Raw genomic sequence first — 24,125 nt, forward strand, 5'->3', positions numbered from 1 at the left:
CCATCCGCCGCGGCCACGCTGCCGCCCATCGTCTTCTCGCATGGCAACAGCTTTCCGGCCAGCACCTACCGGGTGATGCTCGACAGCCTGCGCGCCCGCGGCTTTGCCGTGCACGCCATCGAGAAGTTCGGCCATGACCCGCGCTTTCCGGTCACGGACAACTGGCCGCACCTGGTCGAGCAGTTGGCCGAGTTCACGGCCCCCATCGCCGACGGCGCGGGCACCGCGCCCTTCCTCGTCGGGCATTCGCTGGGCGGCATCCTGAGCGTCATGTGTGCGTCGAAACATCCCTTGCTCGCACGCGGCGTGGTGATGATCGATTCACCCATCATCGACGGCTGGCGTGCCGGCACGCTGGGGCTGGTCAAGCGCACGCCGCTGATGCGCCGCGTCTCGCCGGGCATGGTCAGCCGCAAGCGCCGCGACAGCTGGGAAGACCGAGAGGCGGTGTTCGAGCACTTCCGCCACAAGAAGGCCTTCGCGCGCTGGGATCCGCAGGTGCTGCACGACTACATCGACCATGGCACCTTCGTGCATGGCGATGCCCGCGCCCTCGCCTTCGACCGCGATGTCGAGACCGCGATCTACGACAACCTGCCCGACAACATCGGCCGCCTGCTGCGCAGCCGGCCGCTGCAGTGTCCCTGCGCCTTCATCGGCGGCCGCCAGTCGGTGGAGATGAAGCGCGCAGGCATGGCGGCCACGCTGCGCCTGACGCGCGGGCGCATCAGCATGCTGGACGGCACGCACCTCTTTCCGATGGAAAAGCCGATCGCCACGGCAGCAGCCATCGAAGCGACGCTGCGCAACCTGCTCTGAGGGCTTTCTCGGACCGCGTGGGACATGGGGGTCGGCGAGCGCCACGCGGTGCGCCAAAGGACAAAAGCCACCGGCCTGCGACCGGTGGCTTTTCTGTTTGCACCTCATGTGCAGGCTCAGGGAACCGCGCTGCACCCGGCGTATGCGCCCTCCAACCGTTCGGGCTGAGCTGGTCGAAACCGGGGCGCGATGACCCGCCCCGCGCCACTCAATCCGCCCAGACCACCATCCCGCTCCAGGCCGTACCCAGCACGATCAGGCCGAACACGATGCGGTACCAGGCGAAGGGAATGAAGCTGTGGGTGGAGATGTAGCGCAGCAACCAACGCACGCACAGCCAGGCGCTGATGAAGGAGAACACGAGGCCGACGGCGAACATCGGGATGTCCGCCACCGACAGCAGCGCGCGCTCTTTGTAGAGGCTGTAGACGCCCGCGCCGATCAGCGTGGGAATGGCCAGGAAGAAGGAGAAGTCGGTCGCCGCCTTGCGCGAGAGGCCCAGCAGCATGCCGCCGATGATGGTGGAGCCGCTGCGGCTGGTGCCGGGGATCATGGCAAAGCACTGCACCAGGCCGACCTTGAGCGCGTCCCAGGGCGTCATGTCATCCACATGCTCGACGCGCACGGCACCCGGCGGCCGCTTCTCGGCCCAGAGGATGATGAAGCCGCCGATGATGAAGGTGCTGGCCACCACGGTGGGGATGAACAGGTGTGCCTTGATGGCCTTGCCGAACAGCAGGCCCAGCACCACGGCGGGCAGGAAGCCGATCAGCACATTGAGCGCCAGACGTTGCGCTTTTCGCTGACGGGGCAAGGCCACGACGGTGGACTTGATCTTCTGCCAGTAGACCAGGATCACCGCGAAGATCGCGCCGGTCTGGATCGCGATGTCAAAGACCTTGGCCTTGCCGTCATCGAAGCCTAGCAGCGAGCCGGCGAGGATGAGGTGACCCGTGGAGGAAATCGGAAGGAACTCGGTGAGCCCTTCCACGATGCCCATGATGGCGGCCTTGGTCAGCAGAACGATGTCCAAAACGGAACTCCTGTTTTCGAAAGCCGGGCCGTTCAGCCCGCGAGACACACAACACCCAAAACAAAAAAGCCGCTGTGGATTTGACTCCACAGCGGCTTTCAGCTTCTTTAATAGTGGTCGGTGTGAAAGGATTCGAACCTTCGACCCCTTGCACCCCATGCAAGTGCGCTACCAGGCTGCGCCACACACCGAAGCCATAAAGTATATACCGGATTTGACCGTCTTCGCGAACTTCGAAGAGAGAAATTCGCTTCGCTCAGTAGAAGCTGAGCAGGTCTCGGATCTCCACCAGCTCGCGGCGCAGCAGCGCCACGGGATAAGCGTCCGAGATCATCGGCAACGGCGACCCGACGACCAGTTCGGCGTCGGCCGCGACACGATGCGCCGAGTGGCGCGCGCCCTCCGCCACGAACGCGGGCGGCTCCTCGAAGACGGGCTCGTCGTCGAAGGACGGCTCGGCGAAGGCAGGTTGGGCGTCGACCTCGTCGACAGGCATGTCCCCACGGCGGCGACGCTCGCGCTCGGCTTGCGCCAGTTCCTGCAGCCGGTTGCGGGCGCCGCTGATCGTGAAGCCCTGCTCGTAGAGCAGGTCCCGGATGCGGCGGATCATCAGCACCTCGTGATGCTGGTAATAGCGGCGATTGCCCCGGCGCTTCATGGGCCGCAACTGAGTGAATTCCTGCTCCCAGTAGCGCAGCACATGCGGCTTGACCCCGCACAACTCAGCCACCTCACCGATGGTGAAGTAGCGCTTGACGGGAATCGGAGGGAGGCTGTTCTCCATCGAAATCAACACGGTGCGAGGCAAACGTGCGAGGTTACTCCAGCAGTGCAGCACATACCAGACACCGAACGTTCAAAGTGCGCGCAGATGTGACCGGGTCCTCGTGCCCGGGTGCCGCAGCACTGCGTGCGCTTGGGCGCCCTGCGGGCTCGCACTGACATCAACCAAGCTCGGCGCGCTCGGCCTCGATGGGGGCGGCCGTGACCGGCGATGCGGCGTCGGCCGCGACGGCTTCGTGCAACTGCTCCTTGAGCTTGGCGCTGGCGTGGAAGACCGCCACCCGGCGCGGGCCGATCGGGATCGATTCGCCCGTGCGCGGATTGCGCCCCGGCCGCGCCGCCTTGGTCCGGATCTGGAAGTTGCCGAAGCCCGAGATCTTGACTTCGTCACCTTCGATCAGGCGCTGGGCGATGACCTCGAAGAAGGCCTCGACCATGTCCTTGGCTTCGCGCTTGTTGAGGCCGATCTGCTCGAACAGCAGTTCCGACAGCTGCGCCTTGGTCAGCGCGGGCGTCTCGATGGCGTCGATCTTGAATTCCATGTCGTCGTCCTCGGTGTCAGCCACGCAGGCGGGCGCCGACCTGTTGCTGGGCCTTCGCCACGATGGCCGCCACGGCGGCATCGACCTGCTCGTCGGTCAGCGTGGCCTCCCCCAGGAAGGCCAGGCGCACGGCCATGCTCTTCTCGCCCGCGGCGAGGGCGCCGGCCGCGGCAACATTCGCCTCAGGCGCCGGCCGATAGATGTCGAACAGCGCCGCATCGCGCAGCAGGCCACCGGTGTCGGCGGCGCGCACGGCGTCCAGCAGGGCGTCGTGGCTCACCGATTCAGCCACCACCACGGCGATGTCGCGCTCCACGGACTGGTGGCGCGGCACCGGACGCAGGGCCGGCATGGCTCGCGCCGTCACGGCGTCGAGGGACAGCTCGAACAGCATGGGCGCGAAGGGCAGATCCCACTGCTGGCGCCAGCGCGGGTGCAACTCGCCGATGAAGCCGACCGGCTGGCCATCCACGAGCACCCGGGCGCAGCGGCCCGGATGCAGCGCGGGATGCTCCGCCTTCTCGAAACGCACGGCGCGCGGCGCGAGCAGCGCTTCGACATCGCCCTTGGCGTCGTAGAAATCCACGCGCTGCGGCTTGCCGTCCCAGCGCGCAGCCTCGTCATCGCCCCAGGCCAAGCCCGCCACATGCACCGGCTGGCGTACGCCCTTGACGCTGCTGTCGCTGGTCACGACGGCGTCGTCGCGCACGAACACGCGGCCCACCTCGAACACGCGCACGCGCGGCGCCTTGCGGTCCAGATTGAACTTGAGCACGGCCAGCAGCGAACCCATGAGCGAGGAGCGCATCACGCTCATCTGGCTGGCGATGGGGTTGAGCAGTTGCACCGGGTTGGCGTTGCCCGCGAGGTCACGCTCCCAGGCGGCCTCGACGAAGCTGAAGTTGATCGTCTCCTGGTAGCCCAGGTCGGCCAGGCGACGGCGCACGGCGAAGCGGCTGCGCTGCGCTTCCGAGAGCACGCGGGCGCGGATGGGCGCCAGCGGCGGCGTGGACGGCAGGTTGTTGTAGCCGACGAGGCGGGCGACCTCCTCGATCAGGTCTTCCTCGATGGCGATGTCGAAGCGGTGCGGCGGCGGCGTGACGGTGATGGTGCCCTCGCCTTCGGTGAAGTCGAGGTGCAGCTTGCGCAGCACGTCGGCGCACTGGGCCTGGGTGATCGGCATGCCGATCACACGCTCGGCGCGAGCGACGCGGAGGGTGACCGGCGCGGCCTCGGGCAGCTTCAAGACTTGGTCGTCGATGGGGCCAGCCTGGCCGCCGCAGATCTCCTGCACCAGGCGGGTGATGCGCTCGATCATGGCGACGGTGCGACTCGGGTCCACGCCACGCTCGAAGCGATGGCCGGCGTCGGTCGAGAAGTTGAAGCGGCGCGAACGGCCTTGGATCGCGGCCGGCCACCAGAAGGCCGCCTCGATGTAGATGCTGCTCGTGTCGTCGGACACGGCCGTGGCGTCGCCACCCATGATGCCGGCCAGGGACTCGACCTCGCGCTCGTCGGCGATCACACCCACCTGTTCGTCGACAGTGACGGTGTTGCCGTTGAGCAGCTTGAGCTGCTCGCCCGCGCGACCCCAGCGCACCGTCAGGCCGCCGTGGATCTTGTCCAGGTCGAAGATGTGCGAGGGCGAGCCGTACTCGAACATCACGTAGTTGGAGATGTCCACCAGCGGCGACACGCTGCGCTGGCCGCAGCGCGCCAGGCGGTCGACCATCCAGGCCGGCGTGGCGGCGCGCGTGTTCACGCCGCGCACGATGCGGCCGGAGAAGCGGCCGCACAGGTCGGCGGCTTCAACGCGCACCGGCAGCTTGTCGTCCAGCTGTGGCTGCACGGGCTCGATCACCGGCGTCTGCAGCGGCGCACCCGTTAGCGCCGAGAGTTCGCGCGCGATGCCGTAGACCGACAGGCCATGCGCCAGGTTGGGCGTGAGCTTGATGGTGATCAGCACGTCGTCGAGCTGCAGCAGATCGCGCACGTCGGCGCCCACCGGCGCATCGCCAGTGAGTTCGAGCAGGCCGCCGTGGTCGTCGCTCAGGCCCAGCTCGCGGGCGGAGCACAGCATGCCCTGGCTTTCCACGCCGCGCAGCTTGCCCAGCTTGATCTTGAAGGGCTTGCCGTCCTCGCCCGGAGGCAGCTCGGCACCGACGAGCGCGCAAGGCACCTTGATGCCGACGCGGGCGTTGGGCGCGCCGCAGACGATGTTAAGCAGCCCACCCTGGCCAGCGTCCACCTGGCACACGCGCAGGCGGTCGGCATTCGGATGCTGCACGGCCTCCTTGATCTCGCCGACGACGATCTTGGTGAAGGGTGGCGCGGCGGGGCGGCGCTCCTCGACTTCGAAGCCGCCCATGGTCAGCGTGTCGGCCAGGGCTTCGGAGGACAGGGGCGGATTGCAGAAGGCGCGCAGCCAGGATTCGGGGAATTGCATCGGGTCGCCCTCGTCTTATTGGAATTGGTTCAGGAAACGCAGGTCGCCGTCGAAGAAGAGGCGCAGGTCGCTCACGCCGTAGCGCAGCATGGCCAAGCGGTCGATGCCCGAACCGAAGGCGAAGCCGATGTACTTCTCCGGGTCCAGGCCCATGTTGCGCACCACCTGCGGATGCACTTGGCCGGAGCCCGAGACCTCCAGCCAGCGGCCGGCCAGCGGCCCCTTCTCGAACATGATGTCGATTTCGGCGCTGGGCTCGGTGAAAGGGAAGTAGCTGGGGCGGAAGCGCAGCTTGAGCGCGCTGGTCTCGAAGAAGGCCTGGATGAAATCCAGGTACATCACCTTCAGGTCCTTGAAGCTGACGTTCTGGCCGATCCACAGGCCCTCGACCTGATGGAACATGGGCGAATGCGTGGCATCGCTGTCCACACGGTAGGTGCGGCCCGGCGCGATCACACGGATGTCGGGCATGCTCTCCTGGCCGGCGTACTGGCGCGCATGAGCCTGGGCATAGCGCACCTGCATCGGCGAGGTATGCGGGCGCAGGTTGAACAGCTGGCCGTCGTCGTCCTTCATGTCGACGTAGAAGGTGTCCTGCATCGAACGCGCCGGATGGTTGGGCGGGTTGTTCAGCGAGGTGAAGCTGAACCAGTCGGTCTCGACCTCGGGGCCGTCGGCCACGTCGAAGCCCATGCTGGCGAAGATGGCCTCGATGCGTTCCTGCGCGCGCGCCACCGGGTGCAGGCCGCCCCCGACACGGCGACGGCCGGGCAGCGTGACGTCCAGCGCCTCAGCCTGCAGCTGTGCGTTGAGTTCAGCATCGGCCAGTTCCTGGCGCCGGGCATTGAGCGCGGCCTCGATCGCCTGCTTGGCCACGTTGATGGCGGCGCCGCGGCTCTTCTTCTCGTCGACCGGCAACTGGGCCAGGCCCTTCATCAGTTCCGTGACGCGGCCGGACTTGCCCATGAACTGCGCCTTCGCGTTCTCGAGCTCAGCGGGTGCCCGGGCGCCAGCGAAGGCGGCACGGGCTTGGTCGACCAGGGTGTCCAGTTCGTTCATGGAATGCGTGCGATGCGGAGAAATGGAGAGGGCCGTGACCGCTGGGGGCAAACGCACCAACCTGGGGTCGATGCGCGCGCTGCGGGGCCCATGAAAAAGGGCCGGAGCTTTTTCAAGCGCCAGCCCTGGAACCGTGGGCGTGCGCGGCTCCGCCGGAGCGGACGCGCACTGGGCGGAATCAAGCAGCCAGCTTGGCCTTGACCTGCTCCACGATGCCGGCGAAAGCCGCCTTGTCGTGCACGGCGATGTCGGCGAGGACCTTGCGGTCGATCTCGATGCCGGCCTTGCGGATGCCGTTGGCGAACTGGCTGTACGTCAGGCCCAGTTCACGGGAGGCGGCGTTGATACGCGCAATCCACAGACGACGGAAGACGCGCTTCTTGGCGCGGCGGTCACGGTAGGCGTACTGGCCCGCCTTCATCACCGCCTGCTTGGCGATGCGGAAGACGTTGCCGCGACGACCGCGGAAGCCCTTGGCAAGGGCGAGAACCTTCTTGTGGCGGGCGCGAGCGGTTACACCACGTTTGACGCGAGGCATGTTGAATCCTTCCTAGTTCGTCGGTTGATCAAATGCCTTGGCCGGGCAGCATGGCGGCCATCGAAACCATGTTGGTCTCGTGAACCGTCACCGCACCGCGCAGGTGGCGCTTGTTCTTGGTGGTCTTCTTGGTCAGGATGTGACGCTTGAAGGCTTGACCGCGCTTGACGGTGCCACCGGGACGAACGCGGAAGCGTTTCTTCGCGCTGCTCTTGGTCTTCATCTTGGGCATGTGAATGCTCCTTTTACTTGTGCTCGCAAGGCGCCGGGAATCCTTCCCGAACTTGTTGGCCTTCGAGGCACTTCTTCATCCCGCCACCCGCGCCTTGCGGCGCCGGCGGCGAAATCCTTTGCAGGCAGGCGAAGCTCGCGCTTCAGGCCTGGCCGGACGTTGCCGGCTCGGCGGCCTTGGGAGCCGCCCCACCCTTCTTGCGGCCCGGCGCGATCATCATGATCATCTGCCGGCCTTCCAGCTTGGGGAACTGCTCGACCACGATGGCGTCGCCCAGTTCGTCCCGGATGCGCTGCAGCAGGGCCAGGCCCAGCTCCTGGTGCGTGATCTCGCGACCGCGGAAGCGCAGCGTGATCTTGCACTTGTCGCCGTCGTCCAGGAAACGCCGGATGTTGCGCATCTTGATGTTGTAGTCGCCATCGTCGGTACCGGGCCGGAACTTGACTTCCTTGACCTCGATGACCTTCTGCTTCGACTTCGCCTCGGCGGCCTTCTTCTGTTCGAGGAACTTGAACTTGCCGTACTCGATCAACCGGCAGACCGGCGGATTGGCGGCAGCAACCACCTCGACTAGGTCCACGTCGTGCTCGCCGGCCAGACGCAATGCCTCGGAAAGGCTCACAACGCCCAGGGCCTCGTTTTCGGGTCCGAACAGGCGAACTTCCGGGGCCATGATTTCCCGGTTCAGGCGGTGTTGGCGTTCCTCGCGTTGGCGACGGTCGCGAAATGCAGTAGCGATGGCTTCAGTCCTTCATCAGATGCTACAAATTCTGTAGCTAACGCCGTTGTTGGCACGCACCCAAGTAAAGCGCAGGCCCGGCAGGAAAGCCGGACCTGAGGGTTGTCAACGCTTGCTGGAGATGTCGTCGGCGATCTTTTGGGAGAACGCCTCCACCGACATGACACCGAGGTCGACATTGCCTCGGGCGCGCACCGCAACGGCACCGGCTTCCTTTTCCTTGTCACCCACGACGAGGATGTAGGGAAGCTTTTGCAGCGAATGCTTGCGTATTTTATACGTGATCTTCTCGTTCTGCAGATCGAGCTGCACCCTAAACCCTTGATGGCGCAGCGTTTTCGCAACTTCCGCAGCATAGTCGGCCTGCGCATCCGTGATGTTCAGCACCGAAATCTGCACCGGCGCGAGCCAAACAGGCATGGCGCCGGCGTGGTGCTCGATCAGCATGCCGATGAAACGCTCGAGGCTGCCGACGATGGCTCGGTGCAGCATCACCGGATGGGCGCGGCCACTCGACTCCGTCACATACTCGGCGCCCAGGCGCTCGGCCATGTTGAAGTCCACCTGCATCGTGCCGCATTGCCACTGGCGGCCGATGGCGTCGCGCAACGTGTACTCGATCTTGGGGCCATAGAAGGCCCCATCGCCCGGGGCGATGACGAAGTCCACGCCCGATCGGCGCAGCGCTTCCATCAGCGCGCCTTCGGCCTTGTCCCAGAGCTCGTCGGAACCGATGCGGTGCTCGGGGCGCGTGGCCACCTTGTAGAGGATGTCCGTGAAGCCGAAGTCCGCATACACCGTGAGCAACTGCGACGTGTAGGCCACGCATTCCTCGAGGATGTGGTCCTCCGTGCAGAAGATGTGGCCGTCATCCTGCGTGAAGCCGCGCACACGCATGATGCCGTGCAGGCCGCCCGAGGGCTCGTTGCGGTGGCACTGGCCGAACTCGCCGTAGCGCAGCGGCAGTTCGCGGTAGCTGCGCAGGTCGCTCTTGAAGATGAGCACATGGCCGGGGCAGTTCATCGGCTTCAGCGCGTAGTCGCGCTTTTCCGACTCCGTGACGAACATGTTCTCGCGGTAGTTCTGCCAATGGCCCGTCTTCTCCCACAGGCTCTTGTCGAGGATCTGCGGGCCCTTCACTTCCTGGTAGCCCGTGTCCTTGTAGACCTGGCGCATGTACTGCTCGACGGCCTGCCACAGGGCCCAGCCCTTGGGATGCCAGAAGACCACGCCGGGTGCGACGTCGTCGATGTGGAACAGATCGAGTTCCTTGCCCAGCTTGCGGTGGTCGCGCTTCTCGGCCTCCTCGATGCGCTGGATGTACTGATCGAGTTGCTTCTTGTCGGCCCAGGCCGTGCCGTAGATGCGCTGCAGCTGCTCGTTCTTGGCATCGCCGCGCCAGTAGGCGCCGGCCAGCTTCGTAAGCTTGAAGACCTTCAGAAAGCGCGTGTTGGGCACGTGCGGTCCGCGGCACATGTCCACATATTCCTGGTGGTAGTACAGGCCCATGGCCTGCTCGTCGGGCATGTCCTCGACCAGGCGCAGCTTGTAGTCCTCGCCACGGGACTTGAACACCTCGATCACCTCGGCGCGCGGCGTCATCTTCTTGATGACGTCGTAGTCCTGGGCGATCAGCTCCCTCATGCGCTGCTCGATGGCGGCCATGTCGTCGGGCGTGAAGGGGCGCTCGTAGGAGATGTCGTAGTAGAAGCCCTCGTCGATCACCGGGCCGATCACCATCTTTGCAGTCGGATAGAGCTGCTTGACCGCATGGCCGACCAGGTGGGCGCAGGAGTGGCGGATGATCTCCAGCCCTTCCTCGTCCTTCGGCGTGATGATCTGCAGGCGGGCATCGTGGTCGATGAGATCGCTGGCGTCCACCAGCTTGCCGTCCACCTTGCCGGCCACCGTGTTCTTGGCAAGACCGGGGCCGATGGACTGGGCCACTTCGGCGACCGTCACGGGGCTGGGGTATTCGCGGCGAGAGTTGTCGGGGAGCGTGATCTGGATCATGGAAAACCTCGGAGCGGAAAACAAAAAAGCGCGGGGGTGAGCCGCGCTTCGTGCTGGATGAGCGAGCCGGACCTGCCGGCGCTGCGCGGGCCTACCGGCCGCTTCCTTCGGAAAGCGGACCGAACGATTCGGTGCCTGTAGTTCGCGGTGTCATAACCAGATTGCCTTTCTCGCCCTTGTTGGTGGACAGACGGTGAGCCGGCGATTGTAGCGGGCCCTCGCCTCGAGGCGCCGATGCACAACGCACTGCCAAAAAGGATGAAGGCGCTTTCGCAGGCCACAAGAGGCCGCGCCAGTCCAGCGCGCGCCCAAACCCGCACGCCAGAAGCAAAAAGGGCCCGGCCAGTGGCCGAGCCCTGCTCCCTGAGCAAACCTGCTGAACCGATCAGTGGAACTGCTCTTCCTCCGTCGAGCCCGTCAGCGCCTTCACGCTGGACGAGCCGCCCTGGATGACGGTGGTCACGTCATCGAAATAACCAGCGCCGACCTCCTGCTGGTGCGACACGAAGGTGTAGCCCTTCTCGCGCGCGGCGAACTCGGGCTCCTGCACCATCTCGGTGTAGTGCTTCATGCCTTCGCCGCGGGCATAGGCATGGGCGAACTGGAAGGTCTGGAACCAGTTGATGTGGATGCCGGCCAGCGTGATGAACTGGAACTTGTAGCCGAGCGCCGACAGGTCTTCCTGGAACGAGGCAATCTGCTTTTCGTTCAGGTTCTTCTTCCAGTTGAACGAGGGCGAGCAGTTGTAGCTCAGCAGCTTGCCTGGGCAGGCGGCATGCACGGCCTGGGCGAACTCGCGGGCGAAGCCGATGTCGGGCACACCGGTCTCGCACCACACCAGGTCGGCATAGGGCGCGTAGGCGACGCCGCGGCTGATGGACTGCTCCAGGCCGTTCTTGACGCGGAAGAAACCTTCCTGCGTGCGTTCGCCCGTCAGGAAGGGCTTGTCGTTGGCGTCGTGGTCGCTGGTGATCAGGTTGGCAGCCTCGGCGTCCGTGCGGGCCAGCACGATCGAAGGCACACCCATCACGTCAGCGGCAAAACGCGCGGCGATCAGCTTCTCGACGGCCTCCTGCGTGGGCACCAGCACCTTGCCGCCCATGTGGCCGCACTTCTTGACGGCGGCCAGCTGGTCTTCGAAGTGCACGCCTGCAGCGCCGGCCGCGATCATGTTCTTCATCAGCTCGAAGGCGTTGAGCACGCCGCCAAAGCCGGCTTCGGCATCGGCCACGATGGGCAGGAAGTAGTCGACGAACTCCGCATCGCCGGGGTTGATGCCACGGCCCCACTGGATCTCGTCGGCACGCTTGAAGGTGTTGTTGATGCGGCGGACCATGGTGGGCACCGAGTCGTACGCGTAGAGCGACTGGTCGGGATACATGGTCTCGGACGTGTTGCCGTCGGCAGCGACCTGCCAGCCCGACAGGTACACGGCCTCCAGGCCGGCCTTGGCCTGCTGCATGGCCTGGCCTGCGGTGATGGCGCCGAAGGCGTTGACGTAGCCCTTCTTGGCACCGCCGTTGATCTTCTCCCACAGCTTCTCGGCGCCGCGCTGGGCCAGCGTGTATTCGATCGGCACCGAGCCGCGCAGGCGGACCACGTCGGCGGCGCTGTAGCCACGCTTCACGCCCTTCCAGCGCGGGTTGGTCGCCCAGTCCTTCTCGAGGGCGCTGATTTGCTGGTCGCGGCTGAGTTGTTCGGTGATGGCTTGAGGCATGGTGCTGGACTCCAAGGTTGCAATGCGTGGTCGGAAGGCTCGGCGGCGAGATCGCTGCTTGGCCTCTACTGTACGAGCACCTCTTGTGTCTTATGTCTTATATAAGACTTTTTTTAGTCCAATGAATTCAATGAGTTAGAGAACGAATTCCGCATCAAGAAATCAACTTCTTTGTCATGAAAGACGAAAGTGCGTCCGTCCACCGCCTCATCTCACCATGAGAAATGCCTTTTCCTTGCGTGGAAGGCGAAGCCCCTGGCCATCGAACGGCGGCCACGCGCAAGCCCACAGGTGCACCGCGGGCAAAAAGACGGAGCCTTGACCTCATGGAGCCATCGCTCATCCGCGCCCTTGTCGCGCCTGCCAATGCGCGATCCAGTCGCCGGAAGGAATCACCGGCGTCCCGCGGACATGCCGGGGATGGATCTCGTAGACCAGGCACGTGACCTGCCGGCCCCCGTTGAGCGCAACCGACACGTGGCGCCGGCGGTACTCGCCTTCGTCGTCACCCTGGACCTCCTCCAGCGCATCGAGTGCGCGCTCGACCTCCGGCGCGACCTCGTACACCTCGCCTACGACCAGGCCGACTCCCCCGAGTACCACACCCGGATACGGCCCCAGGTCGTGCAGTACACCGGCGATGCAGCCTGTGCCGCCGAAGCGCGGGGCCGGTGGTCCGAAGCGATGGATGTCATTGCTGCCCCCGCGCCGCAAGGTGCCATAGACGAACACGGTGCGTGGCTGCGCCGGGGAGCGATCCGGAAGGAAGGTGTTCAGGGGCTCAGGCATGATCGACCGCCCCGCTAGCGCGGGGCATGAAGGAAAGAAAGAACAGTCTAGTGACGCCCTCCTCTGCGCCGACCTCGTCCCATCGCCTGCTTTCCTATGGTTGCCTGGCGCTCAGCATGACGCTCGTCGGCAGCTATGTGGCGCTGTCCAAGCCACTGGTGGCGACCTTTCCCGTGCTGCTGCTAGCCTGGCTGCGCTTCGGCATCGCCGCACTCGCGATGCCGCACTGGCTGCGCAAGCCCGCCGACGAGCCGCCGATGACCGGGCGAACGCGCGGGCTGGTGTTCCTCGAATCCTTCCTCGGCAACTTCCTCTTCTCCATCTTCATGCTGTTCGGCGTGCGCATGACGAGCGCGGTCTCGGCGGGCGTGATCATGGCGGCCATTCCCGCGATGGTGGCCATCGGCAGTTGGCTGTTCCTGCGCGAGCGCATCGGCGCGCGGGTGGTGGCAGCCATCGGCTGCGCCGCCGCGGGCATCGGCCTGCTGGCGCTGGCACCCCATCAGGCCCATGCGGATGCCACGGGTGGTGGGCCTGCCATGCCGTGGCTCGGCAACCTGCTGGTGTTCTGCGCGGTGCTGTGCGAAGCGGCCTATGCGGTCATCGGCAAATCGCTCACGGGTCGGCTGGGGCCTCGCCGCATCTCCGCACTGATCAACCTGTGGGGCTTTGCGCTGAGCACCCCGTTTGGCGTCGCGCTGGCCTGGAACTTCGACTTCGCCGCGGTTCCGGCGGGCATGTGGATGCTGCTGGTGGCCTACGCCCTGGCGGCCAGCATCTGGACGGTGTGGCTCTGGATGACCGGACTGAAGGGCGGCGTGCCAGCCTCGCAGGCCGGTGTGTTCACGGTGATGTTGCCGGTGGCGGCGGCGCTCGTGGGCGTGTTCGTGCTCGGCGAGTCGCTGTCGGCGTTGCAACTGTTGGCCTTTGCTGCCGCGCTGGCCGGCGTCGTGCTGGCCACATGGCCTTCGCGCAGCAGCCGGACGACGCAAACGCAGCTTTGAGCGACGCGGGCCTGTTTCTCTCGGAAAAAAGCAACGCGCCCCTTTGAAAAGCCTTGTTCTCCCTTGGAAAGGCGTTTCTTCTCCATTAGCATCAGGGACACCCAGGAAGACACCGTTTTCATTGGGAAGACTGCATCTATCCAACGACAAGGACTCAACCATGGCAACTGCAAAGAAAGCTCCGGCGAAGGCGCCAGCGAAGAAGGCCGCCGCGCCCGCAAAGAAGGCGGCTCCGGCGAAGAAGGCGGCTCCGACCAAGACGGCCGCCGCACCGGCGAAGAAGGCTGCCGCCAAGAAGGTCGCGGCCAAGCGCACCCCCAACGCCGCCTTCATGAAGGCCCTCACCCCCAGCCCCGCGCTGGCCGCCGTGGTCGGCAGCACCCCGCTGCCCCGCACTGCCATCGTGAGCAAGCTGTGGGACTACATCAAGAAGAACAACCTGCAGGACAAGGCCAACAAGCGGATGATCAACGCCGACGCCAAGCTGAAGGAAATCTTCGGCAAGGCCCAGGTCTCGATGTTCGAACTGGCCTCGCTGATCGGCTCGCACGTCAAGTAAGACGCGCCTTCCGGCCAGCAGAAAGGGACGTGCAATGCACGTCCCTTTTTCTTTGCCTATCGGGCCTGACAGTGGGCCTGGATCGAAAAAGCCGACACCCGGCCGTTCAGCACGTCAGCCAGCAGCCGCGCCCTTGGCGATGGCAGCCTCCCGGATCGCGCCGAGCGTCGTGCGCGTAGTGATCACTTCGGGGTCGAGCGGAATCTCGATCAGCGTGCCGGTCGGCGCCTCCAGCGCGCGCAACAACGCCGCCTCGAAGTCCTCTGTGCGCGTCACGCGTTCCGACGCATAGCCGTAGGCGCGGCCGAGTGCGCAGAAATCCGGATTGCCCAGGGCCGTCCCGCTGATGCGCGTGGGGTACTCGCGCTCCTGGTGCATGCGGATGGTGCCGAACATTCCGTTGTTGAGCAGCACCACGATGCTGCGGCCACCGTGCTGCATGGCCGTGGCCAGTTCCTGGCCGTTCATCAGAAAGTCGCCGTCGCCCGCCACGGTGAAGGCCACCCGGCCCGACACGATGCTGGCGGCGATGCCCGCCGGCACGCCGTAGCCCATCGCGCCGCTGGTGGGCGCGAGCTGCGTCTTGAAGCCCTTGGCCAGGCCATGGTGGCGAAAAAAGCGGTGCATCCAGCTGGCGAAGTTGCCGGCGCCATTGGTCACCACCGCATCGGCGGGCAGGCGCTTCTGCACGACGCCGACGATGGCGGCCATGTCGACAGGGCCGGGCAGTGGTTGCGGCACCAGGTTGGCCTCGTAGCTGGCGTGCAGCTGCTGCGCCCAGCCGGCCCAAGGCACCTCCGGCGGGGCGGTCAGCACTTCCAGCGCACGGGCCGCGGCATTCATGGTGGTGTTGAACGCCAGGTCGGCCTGGTACACGCGGTGAAGCTCTTCCCCGCTGGCGTGGAAATGCACCAGCTTCTGGCAACTTCGCGGCGCCTCCAGCAGCGTGTAGCCGCCCGTAGTCATCTCGCCCAGCCGCGGACCGATGGCGATCACAAGGTCACTCTCGCGCACATGCGCCGCCAGGCGCGGGTTGATGGCGATGCCCACGTCGCCGGCGTAGAGCGGATGGTGGTTGTCGAAGGTGTCCTGGAAGCGGAAGGCATTGGCCACCGGCAGTTGCCAGTTCTCGGCAAAGCGCTGCAGCGCCTGGGCGGCCTGCGGCGTCCAGCCACCACCGCCCACAATGACGAGCGGCCGCTCGGCGGCCAGCAGCATCGTGCGCAGGGTGCGAAGCGCGCCCGGGTCGGCCCAGGCCTGCGGCGGTTCGACGCGCGGCAACGGCCGGGCAGTCGTGGGCGCCCGCAGCATGTCCTCGGGCAGCACCAAAACCACCGGGCCCGGGCGGCCGCTCATCGCGGTCGCGAAGGCACGGGCCACGTACTCCGGCAAGCGATCGGCATCGTCCACGCGCTCGACCCGCTTGGCGAAACCCTTCGTGCTGGGACCGAAGAAACTGGCGAAGTCCACCTCCTGGAAGGCCTCGCGGTCGCGGAAATCGCTGCCCACATCCCCGACCAGCAGCACCATCGGCGTCGAATCCTGGAAGGCGGTATGCACGCCGATGGATGCGTTGGTGGCGCCCGGCCCGCGCGTCACGAAGCACACGCCCGGACGCCCGCTCAGCTTGCCGTGGGCCTCGGCCATGAAGGCGGCACCGCCTTCCTGCCGGCAGGCCACGAAGCGGATCTGCGCCTCGTGGTCATGGAAGCCGTCGAGCGCCGCCAGAAAGCTTTCGCCCGGCACGCCGAACACATGGGAAACACCTTGGGCGACGAGGCATTCGACCAGCAGATGGCCGGCGGGACGGGAAGCGGTCATGAGGTGAAGTGAGGCGCGGGCGCCGGAAGCTGCAGAAAGTTGGGCGATTATCGGCAGCCCGCGTTGCCGGCGCGCTTAGTTAACCATATAGTGAATTAGAAGATGAGCGACGATCCCACCCTCTCCGAAACGCGCCTGCGCGATGCCGACCGCTCGCAGGCCGCCATCCTGCTGGCTGCGCGCGAGGAGTTCGCCGGACACGGCCTTGCCGGCGCACGGATGGACCGCATCGCCGAACGCGCCGATGTGAACAAGCGCCTCATCTACTACTACTTCGGCAGCAAGGACGAACTGTTCCTGGCCGTGCTCGAACGCGTCTATGCCGACATCCGGACGGCCGAGCAGCAGCTGCACCTGGACGAGGTCGAACCGGTGGAGGCGGTGCGGCGCCTGATCTCCTTCACCTGGCACTACTACCTGGAGCATCCGGAGTTCATCACCCTGCTCAACAGCGAGAACCTGCACCGCGCCGAGCATCTGCGCCGCTCCGACCGCATCCAGGAGATGAACTCGCCGCTGGTGCAGCTGCTGGACGGCGTGGTCGAGCGAGGCCGCCGTTCGGGCGTCTTCCGTGCGGGCGTCGACCCCATCCAGCTCTACATCTCGATCGCCTCGCTGTGCTACTTCTACCTGTCGAACAACCACACGCTCTCGGCCATCTTCGGGCGTGACCTGCGCGCGCCCAAGGCCATGGCGCAGCGGCTGTCGCACATGACGGAACTGGTGCTGGGCTACCTGATGCACTGACCCGGGTATCTACCGACGACGACGCGTTGACGGCGCGAGAGCCCCGGAGACAGAATCTCCTAAATTCACCAATTGGTGAATAAAACAGGAGACAAGACCGATGCGCTTCGTTGCCGGCGCCGCCCTGGCGGCCGCTTTCACCCTGTCCGTCGCCCCGGTGCCCGCGCTTGCCGAGGCCGCCTACCCTAGCAAGCCGATCCGCGTGATCGTGCCCTTTGCGGCCGGCAGCACCACCGACATCATTGCCCGCGCCATCACCGACAAGATGAGCCAGAGCATGGGCCAGCAGCTGGTCATCGACAACCGCGGCGGCGCGAGCGGCACCATCGGGCAGGCGGCCGTCGCCTCGGCCGCGCCGGACGGCTACACGGTGATGATCCATTCGTCCTCGCACACCGTCAGCCCGTCCACCTTCGCCAAGCTGCCCTTCGACACGGTGCGCGACTTCGCAGGCGTGACACCGATCTCCTCGCTGTCCAATGCGCTGGTGGTGTCGCCGCAGAAGGGCTACCGCACGCTGGGCGACCTGCTGGCCGCTGCCCGCGCCCAGCCGGGCAAGCTCAACTTCGCCTCGGCCGGCCAGGGCAGCGCCACGCACCTCAATGCCGAGAAGTTCAAGCTGGCGGCGCGCATCGATGCGACCAACATTCCCTTCAAGGGCTCGGCCGAGGCCGTCACCGAGGTGCTGGCCGGCCGCGTCGACTACTACTTCTCGCCCATCGCCCCCGTGATCGGGCAGATCCGCGAAGGCCAGTTGCTGGCCCTTGCGGTGGGATCGCCGCAACGCGCCAGCGCCCTGCCCGACGTGCCGACCACGGCCGAAGCCGGCGTGCCCGGCTCCGAATTCAACTTCTGGATCGGCATGATGGCCCCGGCCAAGACACCGCGCCCCGTGATCGAGCGGCTGCATGCCGAGGTGCTCAAGGCCCTGGCCACGCCCGAGGTCAAGGAGCGCTTCGCCAAGCTGGGCGCCGACACCTGGACGCTCAAGCCCGAGCAGTTCGACGCCTACATCAAGGACGAGATCGCCAGCAACGCTTCGGTGGTCAAGGCCGCCGGCCTGGCGGCCCAGCAGTGACGTACGGCGGCGGCGCCGCCGCCCCGGCCCCTTCCGCCTTCCAAACCTCGAGGAGCGAAGTCCCATGATGGACGCGTACGACGCCGCCTATTACCGGCACCATGGCCACCTGACGGTCAATGGCGTGTTCACCCCGACCGAGATGGATGCCGTGGTGCACGACATCGAGGCCTGGGGCGAGTCCTTCCTGGGCGCCCTGCCGCCCGAGCAGCGCGCCTGGTACGTCGACGGCGGCGTTCAGGCCCGCACCGTGTTGCGCAAGCTGGACAACCCCCACACCCAGCGCATGGCCGTGCAGGCCCTGGCGCGCGACCGACGACTGCTCGATCTGGTGGAGACGCTGATCGGCCCGGGCGTGTCGGTGTACTTCAGCCAGATCTTCTTCAAGCCGCCCGAAGGGGGTGGCCCCAAGCCAGCGCACCAGGACAACTTCTACTTCGGCCCCGAGGATCCGGAGGGCATGGTGACCGCCTGGATCGCCCTGGACGATGCCACGCTGGAGAACGGCTGCCTCTACTACGGCGACGGCACCAACCTGGGGCCGGTGTACGAACACTTCGCGCCGGAGAACGAGCCCTACAACCTGCAGGTGCCGCACGAGATCCTGGACCGCCAGCCGATGACCCCCGCGCCGGTGCGCAAAGGCGGGGTGAGCTTCCACCATGGCAACACCTTCCACTACTCCGGCCCCAACCAGAGCCGCCACTGGCGCCGGGCCTGCGCGCTGCACTTCGTGAGCAACACCAACCATTTCGCGAAGCCGGCCCTGCCCTATGACCACTCGCTGAAGCTGCAGGTGTCGTGATGGATGGATCGCCCCCCTCTGCCCGCCCGCGCTTCGAGCTGCAACGCTGGCTCATGCATCCGGCCACGCGCCCCGTCTGGCTGCTCGTGCTGCTGCTGTTGCTGTGGGACCTGGCCGTGCGCATCTTTTCGATCCCGCCCTACCTGATCCCGCCGCCGGCCGCCGTGGTCAAGCAGTTGGTGGCGGAGTGGCCGATGCTGCTGCAGCAGAGCCTGCCCACGCTCTATGCCACGCTGGGTGGCTTCATCGCCTCGGCGGTGATCGGCGTGCCGATCGCGATGTGGATCGCCTATTCGCGAACGGTCGAGAGCTTCGTCTACCCGCTGCTCGTGTTCTCGCAGTCCGTGCCCAAGGTGGCGGTGGCACCGCTGTTCGTCGTGTGGTTCGGCTTCGGCATCGTGCCCAAGGTCATCGCCGCCTTCCTCCTGGGCTTCTTCCCCGTGGTCGTGTCCACGGTGCAGGGCTTCAAGTCGGTGGAGCCGGACGTGATCGACCTGGCCCGCTCGATGGGCGCCAACCCGCTCAAGATCTTCCTCAAGTTCCGCCTGCCGCAAGCCCTGCCCGCCATCTTCAGCGGACTGAAGGTGTCGGTCACGCTGGCCGTGGTGGGCGCGGTGGTCGGCGAATTCGTCGGCGCCAACTCAGGCATCGGCTTCGTGCTGCAGCGCGCCACGGGCACCTTCGACCTGCCGCTGATGTTCGCGGCGCTGGTGGTGCTTTCGATGATGGGTGTGCTGCTGTTCCTGGCGGTCGAGGTGGTGGAGCGATGGCTCATGCCCTGGCACGCCTCGCAGCGCCACGACCTTCAGGCCACGGCCTGATCGACGCCGCCCCCTTTCGCCTTCGCCCTTCAAGGAGACACTTGCATGGAACGTCGACACCTTCTGCGCGCGGCCGCTACCGCCGCCCTGGCCGCCAGCATGGCCGCGCCTGCCTTCGCGCAGCAGCGCGACAAGGTCACGCTGCTCTTGAACTGGTACGTGTACAGCGAGCACGCGCCCTTCTTCATCGGCAAGGAGCGAGGCTTCTATGCCGACGAGGGCATCGACCTCGACATCCAGGAGGGCCGCGGCTCCGCGGTCTCGATCCAGGCCGTCGCGGCCAACTCGGCCACCTTCGGCTACGTGGACGTGCCGACCATGATCAAGGCCGCCACCAAGGGCGCGCCGGTCAAGGCGGTGGGCGTGGCCCTGCAGGTCAGCCCCATGTCGGTGATGGGCCTGGCCGAGAAGAACATCAAGACGCCCAAGGACATCGTCGGCAAGACGGTGGCCATGACGCCCGGCGACTCGATGAGCCAGATCTGGCCGCTGTTCCTGAAGAAAACCGGCCTGCAGGAAGGCCAGTACAAGGTGGTCTCCGGCGATGCGCAGACCAAGCTCAATGCCGTGATCCACGGCCAGGCCGACCTCCTGCTGGGCTACCTGATGGACCAGAACATCAAGGTGCAGGACGCCACCAAGAAGCCGGTGCAGGTCATCCGCTTCGCCGACTACGGCGTCAACCTGATCAGCTCGGGCATCGTGGCCCACAAGGACACGCTGGCCAACAAGGGCGACCTGGTACGTCGCTTCATGCGCGCCACCACGCGCGCCTTCGAGGCCACCGAGAAGGAGCCGGAGGCCGCCATCGATGCGTTGCTCAAGGCCAACAGCAAGGCCGGTCAGCGCGACACGCTGATCATCGGCATCAAGCTCACCACGCCGCTCTATCACTCGCCCGAGACCCAGAAGCTGCGGCCGCTGCGCGCCTCGATGAAGGACATCGACGAGTCGCTCGACCTGCTCGTGCAGTACGGCGGCCTCGACGCTGCCCAGCGCGGCAAGGCCCAGGACTGGGTCACCAACGACTTCCTGCCGCAATGAGCGCGGCATTGGCCACCCCGAAGGCGAATCCATGAGTGCCGTGCCGTCCAACGTCGTCCCGCTGGCCGCCGGCGCCCGCACCGGCCAGGTGCTGATCGAAGGCCGAGGCGTTCGCAAGGTCTACCGCACCCGCGAGGGCGAGGTCGAGACGCTGCGGCCGCTGGACTTCCAGATCCGCGCCGGAGAGTTCGTCTCGGTGGTGGGGCCTTCGGGCTGCGGCAAGAGCACGCTGATGAAGATGGTGGCCGGCCTGCTGCCCATCTCCGGCGGCGAGCTGCGGCTGGCGGGCAAGCCGGTGACCGGACCGCAGACCGACGTCGGCATCGTGTTCCAGAGCGCACTGCTGCTGCCCTGGCGCAGGGTGATCGACAACATCCTGCTGCAGGCCGAGATCCGCGGCATGCCCATGGCCGCGGCTCGCCAGCGGGCCGAGTCGCTGATCGCCATGGCGGGCCTGCAAGGCTTCGAGCACAAGTACCCGTGGCAGTTGTCGGGCGGCATGCAGCAGCGCGTGGCCATCCTGCGCGCCCTGCTGCACGACCCGCCCGTGCTGCTGATGGACGAGCCCTTCGGTGCGCTGGACGCCATGACCCGCGAGCGCATGAACCTGGAGCTGCAGCGCATCTGGCAGGCCTCGGGCAAGACGGTGCTGCTGATCACCCACAGCATTCCGGAGGCGGTGTTCCTGTCCGACCGCGTGCTGGTGATGAGCGAGCGGCCCGGCCGCATCGCCGCCACCTACGACATCGACCTGCCCCGCCCCCGTCCGCTGGACGTGATGGGCACCGAGGCCTTCGCCGCCTACGCGCGCCAGCTGCGCGCGCACTTCTACGCGCAGGGCCACCTGGATGCGCACTGAGGCGGGTTCATCGTCGGCCGGCGCCGGGCTGCCGCTGCGCGTGCGGCGGGTGGAGGCCGGCGTGCGCGACATGCGGTTGCGCCTGCCCTTCCGCTTCGGGCAGGTCACGCTCACCCGCTGCCCGCAGCTCTTCGTGCGGGTCGAGGTCGAGGTGGCCGGCCACGGCAGCGCATTCGGCCATGCCGCCGAGATGATGGTGCCGCGCTGGTTCGACAAGCGCTCCGAGCGCGATGCCGCCCACAACATCGCCGACCTGGCCACCGCCTTCACACGCGCCGCACAGGCCTACGAGAACGACCAGCCCGCCAGCGCCTTCGGTCTCTTCGAGCGGCACTGCAGCGCTCTGGCCGTCGCGGGTCGATCCGCTGGCGAGACCGCCCTGAGCACCACCTTCGGCCAGGCCGTGCTGGACCGCGCCGTGCTCGACGCCCTGTGCCGCGCCGCCGGGTTGCCGGTGCACGAGGCCCTGGCGCGCAACCTGCCGGGCCTGGCCGACACGCCCCTGCTGCCCGACCTGGCCGGCTGGGACTGGAACGGCTGGCTGCGCACGCGCCATCCGGCTGCCACGCTGCAGGCCCGCCACACCATCGGCATGCTCGATGCGCTGGACGACGAGCCGGCCGGCGTCGACGCCCAGGCACTGCCCGCCACCCTGCCCGCGGTGATCCGCCGCTACGGCCACCGCTTCTTCAAGATCAAGCTCGGCGGCGACCCGCAGGCCGACCTCGACCGGCTGGACGCCGTGCTGGCTGTGCTGGACCGCCTCTGCCCGCAGCACCGCTACACGCTCGACGGCAACGAGCAATACGCCGACATCGACCGCCTGGCGCACCTGGCCGACGGCCTGCGCACGCTGCCGCGCGTGGCGCAGCGGCCGCAGGCGCTGCTCTACCTGGAGCAGCCGCTGCCGCGCGACGGCAGCTTCGTCGACGGCCTGGCGGCATTGCGCCTGCCCGTTCCGCTGCTGCTGGACGAGGGCGATGCCGCGCTGGACAGCTTCGTGCAGGCGCGCGCCGCAGGCTGGGCCGGCATCTCCAGCAAAGGCTGCAAAGGCATCTGGAAGGCACTGGCCAATCGCGCGCGCCGCGAGCAGCAGGCGAGCGCCCATGGCACGCCGCCTTTCCTTTCGGCCGAAGACCTCACCTGCCAGGCCGGCCTGTCGGTCCAGCAGGACCTGGCCTGGGCCGCCCTGCTCGGCCTCACGCATGCGGAGCGCAACGGCCACCACTACGTGGATGGCTTCGGTACCGCACCGGATGCCGAAGCCCAGGCCTTTGCCAAGGCCCACCCCGATCTGTACGAGTGCAGCGCCGGCCGGCCCCGGCTGGCGATCCGCGAGGGCGCCATCGCGCTGGACTCGCTGTTCGCCCAGCCTGGCTTTGCCACCGGCGCCCTGCCCCACTTCGACCACCTCGCACCGCTCGATCACGCCTCGTCGATGGTCTGAGCCGCCCCTTTCCCCTGCAATTTCTAGAGAGGAGCCTTCCATGGCCACACAACGACTCGGACTGATCATGCACGGCGTCACCGGACGCATGGGCATGAACCAGCACCTGATCCGCTCCATCTGCGCCATCCGCGCGCAGGGCGGTGTCCAACTCGCCAACGGCGACCGCGTGATGCCCGACCCCATCCTCATCGGCCGCAATGCCGAGAAGATCGAGGCGCTGGCCCGCGCCCATGGCATCGATCGCTGGGGCACCGACCTGGAGGTGGCGCTTGCCAATCCGCAAGACACCGTCTTCTTCGACGCCGGCACCACCCAGATGCGCCCGCAACTGCTGGCCCAGGCCATCCGCGCCGGCAAGCACGTGTACTGCGAAAAGCCCATCGCCACCAACCTCAACGAGGCGGTGGAGATCGCGCGCCTGGCCGACGAGGCCGGCCGCACGAAGGGCATCAAGCACGGCGCCGTCCAGGACAAGCTCTTCCTGCCCGGCCTTCGCAAGCTGGACATGCTGCGCCGCGCCGGCTTCTTCGGGCGCATGCTGTCGGTGCGGCTGGAGTTCGGGTACTGGGTGTTCGAAGGCGACCTGCAGCCGATCCAGCGCCCCAGCTGGAATTACCGCAAGGAAGACGGCGGCGGAATGATCCTGGACATGATGTGCCACTGGCGCTATGTGCTCGACAACCTGTTCGGCGAGGTGAAGTCGGTCAGCTGCCTGGGCACCACGCACATCCCCAAGCGCTGGGACGAGGCCGGCCAGCCCTACGAGGCCACGGCCGACGACGCGGCCTACGCCACCTGCCAGCTCACCGGCCACAACGGCGAGCCGGTGATCGCGCAGATCAACATGAGCTGGGTCACGCGCGTGCGCCGCGACGACCTGGTGACCTTCCACGTCGACGGCACCGACGGCTCGGCCGTCGCAGGCCTGCAGAGCTGCCGGGCGCAGTCCCGCGTGGCCACGCCGCGGCCGGTGTGGAACCCGGACATCAAGCAGACGATGAACTTCTTCGACCAGTGGCAGGAGATCCCGGACGTCGAGACCTACGACAACGGCTTCAAGATCCAGTGGGAACACTTCATCCGCCACGTGGTGGAAGACGCGCCCTACAAGTGGACCCTGCCCGAAGGCGCCAAGGGCGTGCAGCTGGTGGAGGCCGCGCTCGACTCCTGGAAGGAGCGGCGCTGGATCGACGTGCCGCCGCTCAAGGTCTGATGGTCGCCGAACCG

The 24,125-nt window shown here is 66.7% G+C and carries 23 protein-coding genes and 1 tRNA gene; 11 read left to right on the forward strand and 13 right to left on the reverse strand.

Features of this window, described 5'->3' with window-relative positions:
- The first annotated feature begins 18 nt into the window (after positions 1-18).
- Positions 19-819: an alpha/beta hydrolase gene (locus tag KBC94_RS12025; protein ID WP_294370385.1), complete on the forward strand. Its 801-nt coding sequence runs from the start codon at positions 19-21 to the stop codon at positions 817-819.
- A 208-nt stretch (positions 820-1,027) separates the two neighbouring features.
- Here the strand turns inward: KBC94_RS12025 and KBC94_RS12030 are convergent, their stop codons facing one another.
- The 12 genes from KBC94_RS12030 to KBC94_RS12085 all read right to left on the reverse strand — a co-directional run bounded on the left by KBC94_RS12030 (position 1,028) and on the right by KBC94_RS12085 (position 12,710).
- Positions 1,028-1,852: an undecaprenyl-diphosphate phosphatase gene (locus KBC94_RS12030; RefSeq protein WP_017762249.1), complete on the reverse strand. Its 825-nt coding sequence runs from the start codon at positions 1,850-1,852 to the stop codon at positions 1,028-1,030.
- A 114-nt stretch (positions 1,853-1,966) separates the two neighbouring features.
- Positions 1,967-2,043, reverse strand: a tRNA-Pro gene (locus tag KBC94_RS12035).
- A 65-nt stretch (positions 2,044-2,108) separates the two neighbouring features.
- Positions 2,109-2,636 (reverse strand): MerR family transcriptional regulator, encoded by a 528-nt coding sequence (locus KBC94_RS12040; RefSeq protein WP_294370274.1) that lies wholly within the window; start codon positions 2,634-2,636, stop codon positions 2,109-2,111.
- A 160-nt stretch (positions 2,637-2,796) separates the two neighbouring features.
- Positions 2,797-3,177, reverse strand: coding sequence for an integration host factor subunit alpha (locus KBC94_RS12045; RefSeq protein ID WP_017760992.1), 381 nt, complete (start codon positions 3,175-3,177; stop codon positions 2,797-2,799).
- 16 nt (positions 3,178-3,193) lie between these two features.
- Positions 3,194-5,623 carry a phenylalanine--tRNA ligase subunit beta gene (gene pheT / locus KBC94_RS12050; RefSeq protein WP_294370276.1) on the reverse strand — a complete coding sequence of 810 codons (2,430 nt, stop codon included), beginning with the start codon at positions 5,621-5,623 and terminating at the stop codon, positions 3,194-3,196.
- A gap of 15 nt (positions 5,624-5,638) precedes the next feature.
- Positions 5,639-6,682 (reverse strand): phenylalanine--tRNA ligase subunit alpha, encoded by a 1,044-nt coding sequence (gene pheS, locus KBC94_RS12055; protein ID WP_294370277.1) that lies wholly within the window; start codon positions 6,680-6,682, stop codon positions 5,639-5,641.
- A gap of 178 nt (positions 6,683-6,860) precedes the next feature.
- On the reverse strand, positions 6,861-7,220 hold the full coding sequence (gene rplT, locus KBC94_RS12060) for a 50S ribosomal protein L20 (protein WP_017758897.1): 360 nt from the start codon (positions 7,218-7,220) through the stop codon (positions 6,861-6,863).
- A gap of 28 nt (positions 7,221-7,248) precedes the next feature.
- A complete protein-coding gene (gene rpmI / locus KBC94_RS12065; protein WP_017758898.1) occupies positions 7,249-7,452 on the reverse strand; it encodes a 50S ribosomal protein L35 in 204 nt (67 codons plus the stop codon).
- A 142-nt stretch (positions 7,453-7,594) separates the two neighbouring features.
- Positions 7,595-8,191 carry a translation initiation factor IF-3 gene (gene infC / locus KBC94_RS12070; protein WP_081682094.1) on the reverse strand — a complete coding sequence of 199 codons (597 nt, stop codon included), beginning with the start codon at positions 8,189-8,191 and terminating at the stop codon, positions 7,595-7,597.
- Between the two features lie 105 nt (positions 8,192-8,296).
- Positions 8,297-10,204: a threonine--tRNA ligase gene (gene thrS / locus KBC94_RS12075; protein ID WP_294370281.1), complete on the reverse strand. Its 1,908-nt coding sequence runs from the start codon at positions 10,202-10,204 to the stop codon at positions 8,297-8,299.
- Positions 10,205-10,589: 385 nt separating this feature from the next.
- Positions 10,590-11,921 carry an isocitrate lyase gene (gene aceA / locus KBC94_RS12080; RefSeq protein WP_043113209.1) on the reverse strand — a complete coding sequence of 444 codons (1,332 nt, stop codon included), beginning with the start codon at positions 11,919-11,921 and terminating at the stop codon, positions 10,590-10,592.
- A gap of 339 nt (positions 11,922-12,260) precedes the next feature.
- Positions 12,261-12,710: a gamma-glutamylcyclotransferase gene (locus KBC94_RS12085; RefSeq protein ID WP_294370286.1), complete on the reverse strand. Its 450-nt coding sequence runs from the start codon at positions 12,708-12,710 to the stop codon at positions 12,261-12,263.
- 116 nt (positions 12,711-12,826) lie between these two features.
- Between KBC94_RS12085 and KBC94_RS12090 the strand changes: the two genes are divergently transcribed.
- Both KBC94_RS12090 and KBC94_RS12095 read left to right on the forward strand, forming a co-directional pair.
- Entirely contained in the window at positions 12,827-13,714 is an 888-nt protein-coding gene (locus KBC94_RS12090; protein ID WP_294370288.1) for a DMT family transporter, read from the forward strand.
- Positions 13,715-13,874: 160 nt separating this feature from the next.
- Positions 13,875-14,273: an SWIB/MDM2 domain-containing protein gene (locus KBC94_RS12095; RefSeq protein WP_294370290.1), complete on the forward strand. Its 399-nt coding sequence runs from the start codon at positions 13,875-13,877 to the stop codon at positions 14,271-14,273.
- Between the two features lie 114 nt (positions 14,274-14,387).
- Here the strand turns inward: KBC94_RS12095 and KBC94_RS12100 are convergent, their stop codons facing one another.
- Positions 14,388-16,094 carry a thiamine pyrophosphate-binding protein gene (locus tag KBC94_RS12100; protein WP_294370293.1) on the reverse strand — a complete coding sequence of 569 codons (1,707 nt, stop codon included), beginning with the start codon at positions 16,092-16,094 and terminating at the stop codon, positions 14,388-14,390.
- Positions 16,095-16,196: 102 nt separating this feature from the next.
- Here KBC94_RS12100 and KBC94_RS12105 point away from each other — a divergent pair, with 102 nt between their 5' ends.
- The 8 genes from KBC94_RS12105 to KBC94_RS12140 all read left to right on the forward strand — a co-directional run bounded on the left by KBC94_RS12105 (position 16,197) and on the right by KBC94_RS12140 (position 24,111).
- The gene (locus KBC94_RS12105) at positions 16,197-16,841 is read left to right on the forward strand and encodes a TetR/AcrR family transcriptional regulator (RefSeq protein ID WP_294370297.1); all 645 of its coding nucleotides are present in this window, start codon (positions 16,197-16,199) and stop codon (positions 16,839-16,841) included.
- Positions 16,842-16,941: 100 nt separating this feature from the next.
- Entirely contained in the window at positions 16,942-17,919 is a 978-nt protein-coding gene (locus KBC94_RS12110) for a tripartite tricarboxylate transporter substrate binding protein (RefSeq protein WP_294370300.1), read from the forward strand.
- 64 nt (positions 17,920-17,983) lie between these two features.
- Positions 17,984-18,724, forward strand: coding sequence for a phytanoyl-CoA dioxygenase family protein (locus KBC94_RS12115; protein WP_294370302.1), 741 nt, complete (start codon positions 17,984-17,986; stop codon positions 18,722-18,724).
- Positions 18,724-19,545 (forward strand): ABC transporter permease, encoded by an 822-nt coding sequence (locus KBC94_RS12120; RefSeq protein ID WP_294370304.1) that lies wholly within the window; start codon positions 18,724-18,726, stop codon positions 19,543-19,545. Before KBC94_RS12115 ends, KBC94_RS12120 begins: the two co-directional genes overlap by 1 nt.
- 45 nt (positions 19,546-19,590) lie before the next feature.
- Positions 19,591-20,589: an ABC transporter substrate-binding protein gene (locus tag KBC94_RS12125; RefSeq protein ID WP_294370306.1), complete on the forward strand. Its 999-nt coding sequence runs from the start codon at positions 19,591-19,593 to the stop codon at positions 20,587-20,589.
- 31 nt (positions 20,590-20,620) lie between these two features.
- Positions 20,621-21,448: an ABC transporter ATP-binding protein gene (locus KBC94_RS12130; protein ID WP_294370308.1), complete on the forward strand. Its 828-nt coding sequence runs from the start codon at positions 20,621-20,623 to the stop codon at positions 21,446-21,448.
- Positions 21,438-22,895: a hypothetical protein gene (locus KBC94_RS12135; RefSeq protein WP_294370309.1), complete on the forward strand. Its 1,458-nt coding sequence runs from the start codon at positions 21,438-21,440 to the stop codon at positions 22,893-22,895. Before KBC94_RS12130 ends, KBC94_RS12135 begins: the two co-directional genes overlap by 11 nt.
- A 40-nt stretch (positions 22,896-22,935) precedes the next feature.
- Positions 22,936-24,111, forward strand: a complete 1,176-nt coding sequence (locus KBC94_RS12140) for a Gfo/Idh/MocA family oxidoreductase (RefSeq protein WP_294370311.1) — start codon at positions 22,936-22,938, stop codon at positions 24,109-24,111.
- The last annotated feature ends 14 nt before the right edge of the window (positions 24,112-24,125 follow it).

It is taken from the genome of Pseudacidovorax sp., from assembly GCF_017991995.1.
Lineage (GTDB): Bacteria > Pseudomonadota > Gammaproteobacteria > Burkholderiales > Burkholderiaceae_C > Xenophilus.

Bases quoted from the DNA above. Each gene is read 5' to 3' on its own strand.
- pheT (WP_294370276.1), bottom strand. From the start codon at position 5,623: ATGCAATTCCCCGAATCCTGGCTGCGCGCCTTCTGCAATCCGCCCCTG.
- aceA (WP_043113209.1), bottom strand. From the start codon at position 11,921: ATGCCTCAAGCCATCACCGAACAACTCAGCCGCGACCAGCAAATCAGC.
- KBC94_RS12130 (WP_294370308.1), top strand. From the start codon at position 20,621: ATGAGTGCCGTGCCGTCCAACGTCGTCCCGCTGGCCGCCGGCGCCCGC.
- KBC94_RS12125 (WP_294370306.1), top strand. From the start codon at position 19,591: ATGGAACGTCGACACCTTCTGCGCGCGGCCGCTACCGCCGCCCTGGCC.
- KBC94_RS12140 (WP_294370311.1), top strand. From the start codon at position 22,936: ATGGCCACACAACGACTCGGACTGATCATGCACGGCGTCACCGGACGC.
- KBC94_RS12110 (WP_294370300.1), top strand. From the start codon at position 16,942: ATGCGCTTCGTTGCCGGCGCCGCCCTGGCGGCCGCTTTCACCCTGTCC.
- KBC94_RS12095 (WP_294370290.1), top strand. From the start codon at position 13,875: ATGGCAACTGCAAAGAAAGCTCCGGCGAAGGCGCCAGCGAAGAAGGCC.
- KBC94_RS12115 (WP_294370302.1), top strand. From the start codon at position 17,984: ATGATGGACGCGTACGACGCCGCCTATTACCGGCACCATGGCCACCTG.
- rpmI (WP_017758898.1), bottom strand. From the start codon at position 7,452: ATGCCCAAGATGAAGACCAAGAGCAGCGCGAAGAAACGCTTCCGCGTT.
- KBC94_RS12045 (WP_017760992.1), bottom strand. From the start codon at position 3,177: ATGGAATTCAAGATCGACGCCATCGAGACGCCCGCGCTGACCAAGGCG.
- pheS (WP_294370277.1), bottom strand. From the start codon at position 6,682: ATGAACGAACTGGACACCCTGGTCGACCAAGCCCGTGCCGCCTTCGCT.
- KBC94_RS12120 (WP_294370304.1), top strand. From the start codon at position 18,724: ATGGATGGATCGCCCCCCTCTGCCCGCCCGCGCTTCGAGCTGCAACGC.
- KBC94_RS12085 (WP_294370286.1), bottom strand. From the start codon at position 12,710: ATGCCTGAGCCCCTGAACACCTTCCTTCCGGATCGCTCCCCGGCGCAG.
- KBC94_RS12135 (WP_294370309.1), top strand. From the start codon at position 21,438: ATGCGCACTGAGGCGGGTTCATCGTCGGCCGGCGCCGGGCTGCCGCTG.
- KBC94_RS12105 (WP_294370297.1), top strand. From the start codon at position 16,197: ATGAGCGACGATCCCACCCTCTCCGAAACGCGCCTGCGCGATGCCGAC.
- rplT (WP_017758897.1), bottom strand. From the start codon at position 7,220: ATGCCTCGCGTCAAACGTGGTGTAACCGCTCGCGCCCGCCACAAGAAG.
- KBC94_RS12090 (WP_294370288.1), top strand. From the start codon at position 12,827: ATGACGCTCGTCGGCAGCTATGTGGCGCTGTCCAAGCCACTGGTGGCG.
- KBC94_RS12100 (WP_294370293.1), bottom strand. From the start codon at position 16,094: ATGACCGCTTCCCGTCCCGCCGGCCATCTGCTGGTCGAATGCCTCGTC.
- thrS (WP_294370281.1), bottom strand. From the start codon at position 10,204: ATGATCCAGATCACGCTCCCCGACAACTCTCGCCGCGAATACCCCAGC.
- KBC94_RS12040 (WP_294370274.1), bottom strand. From the start codon at position 2,636: ATGGAGAACAGCCTCCCTCCGATTCCCGTCAAGCGCTACTTCACCATC.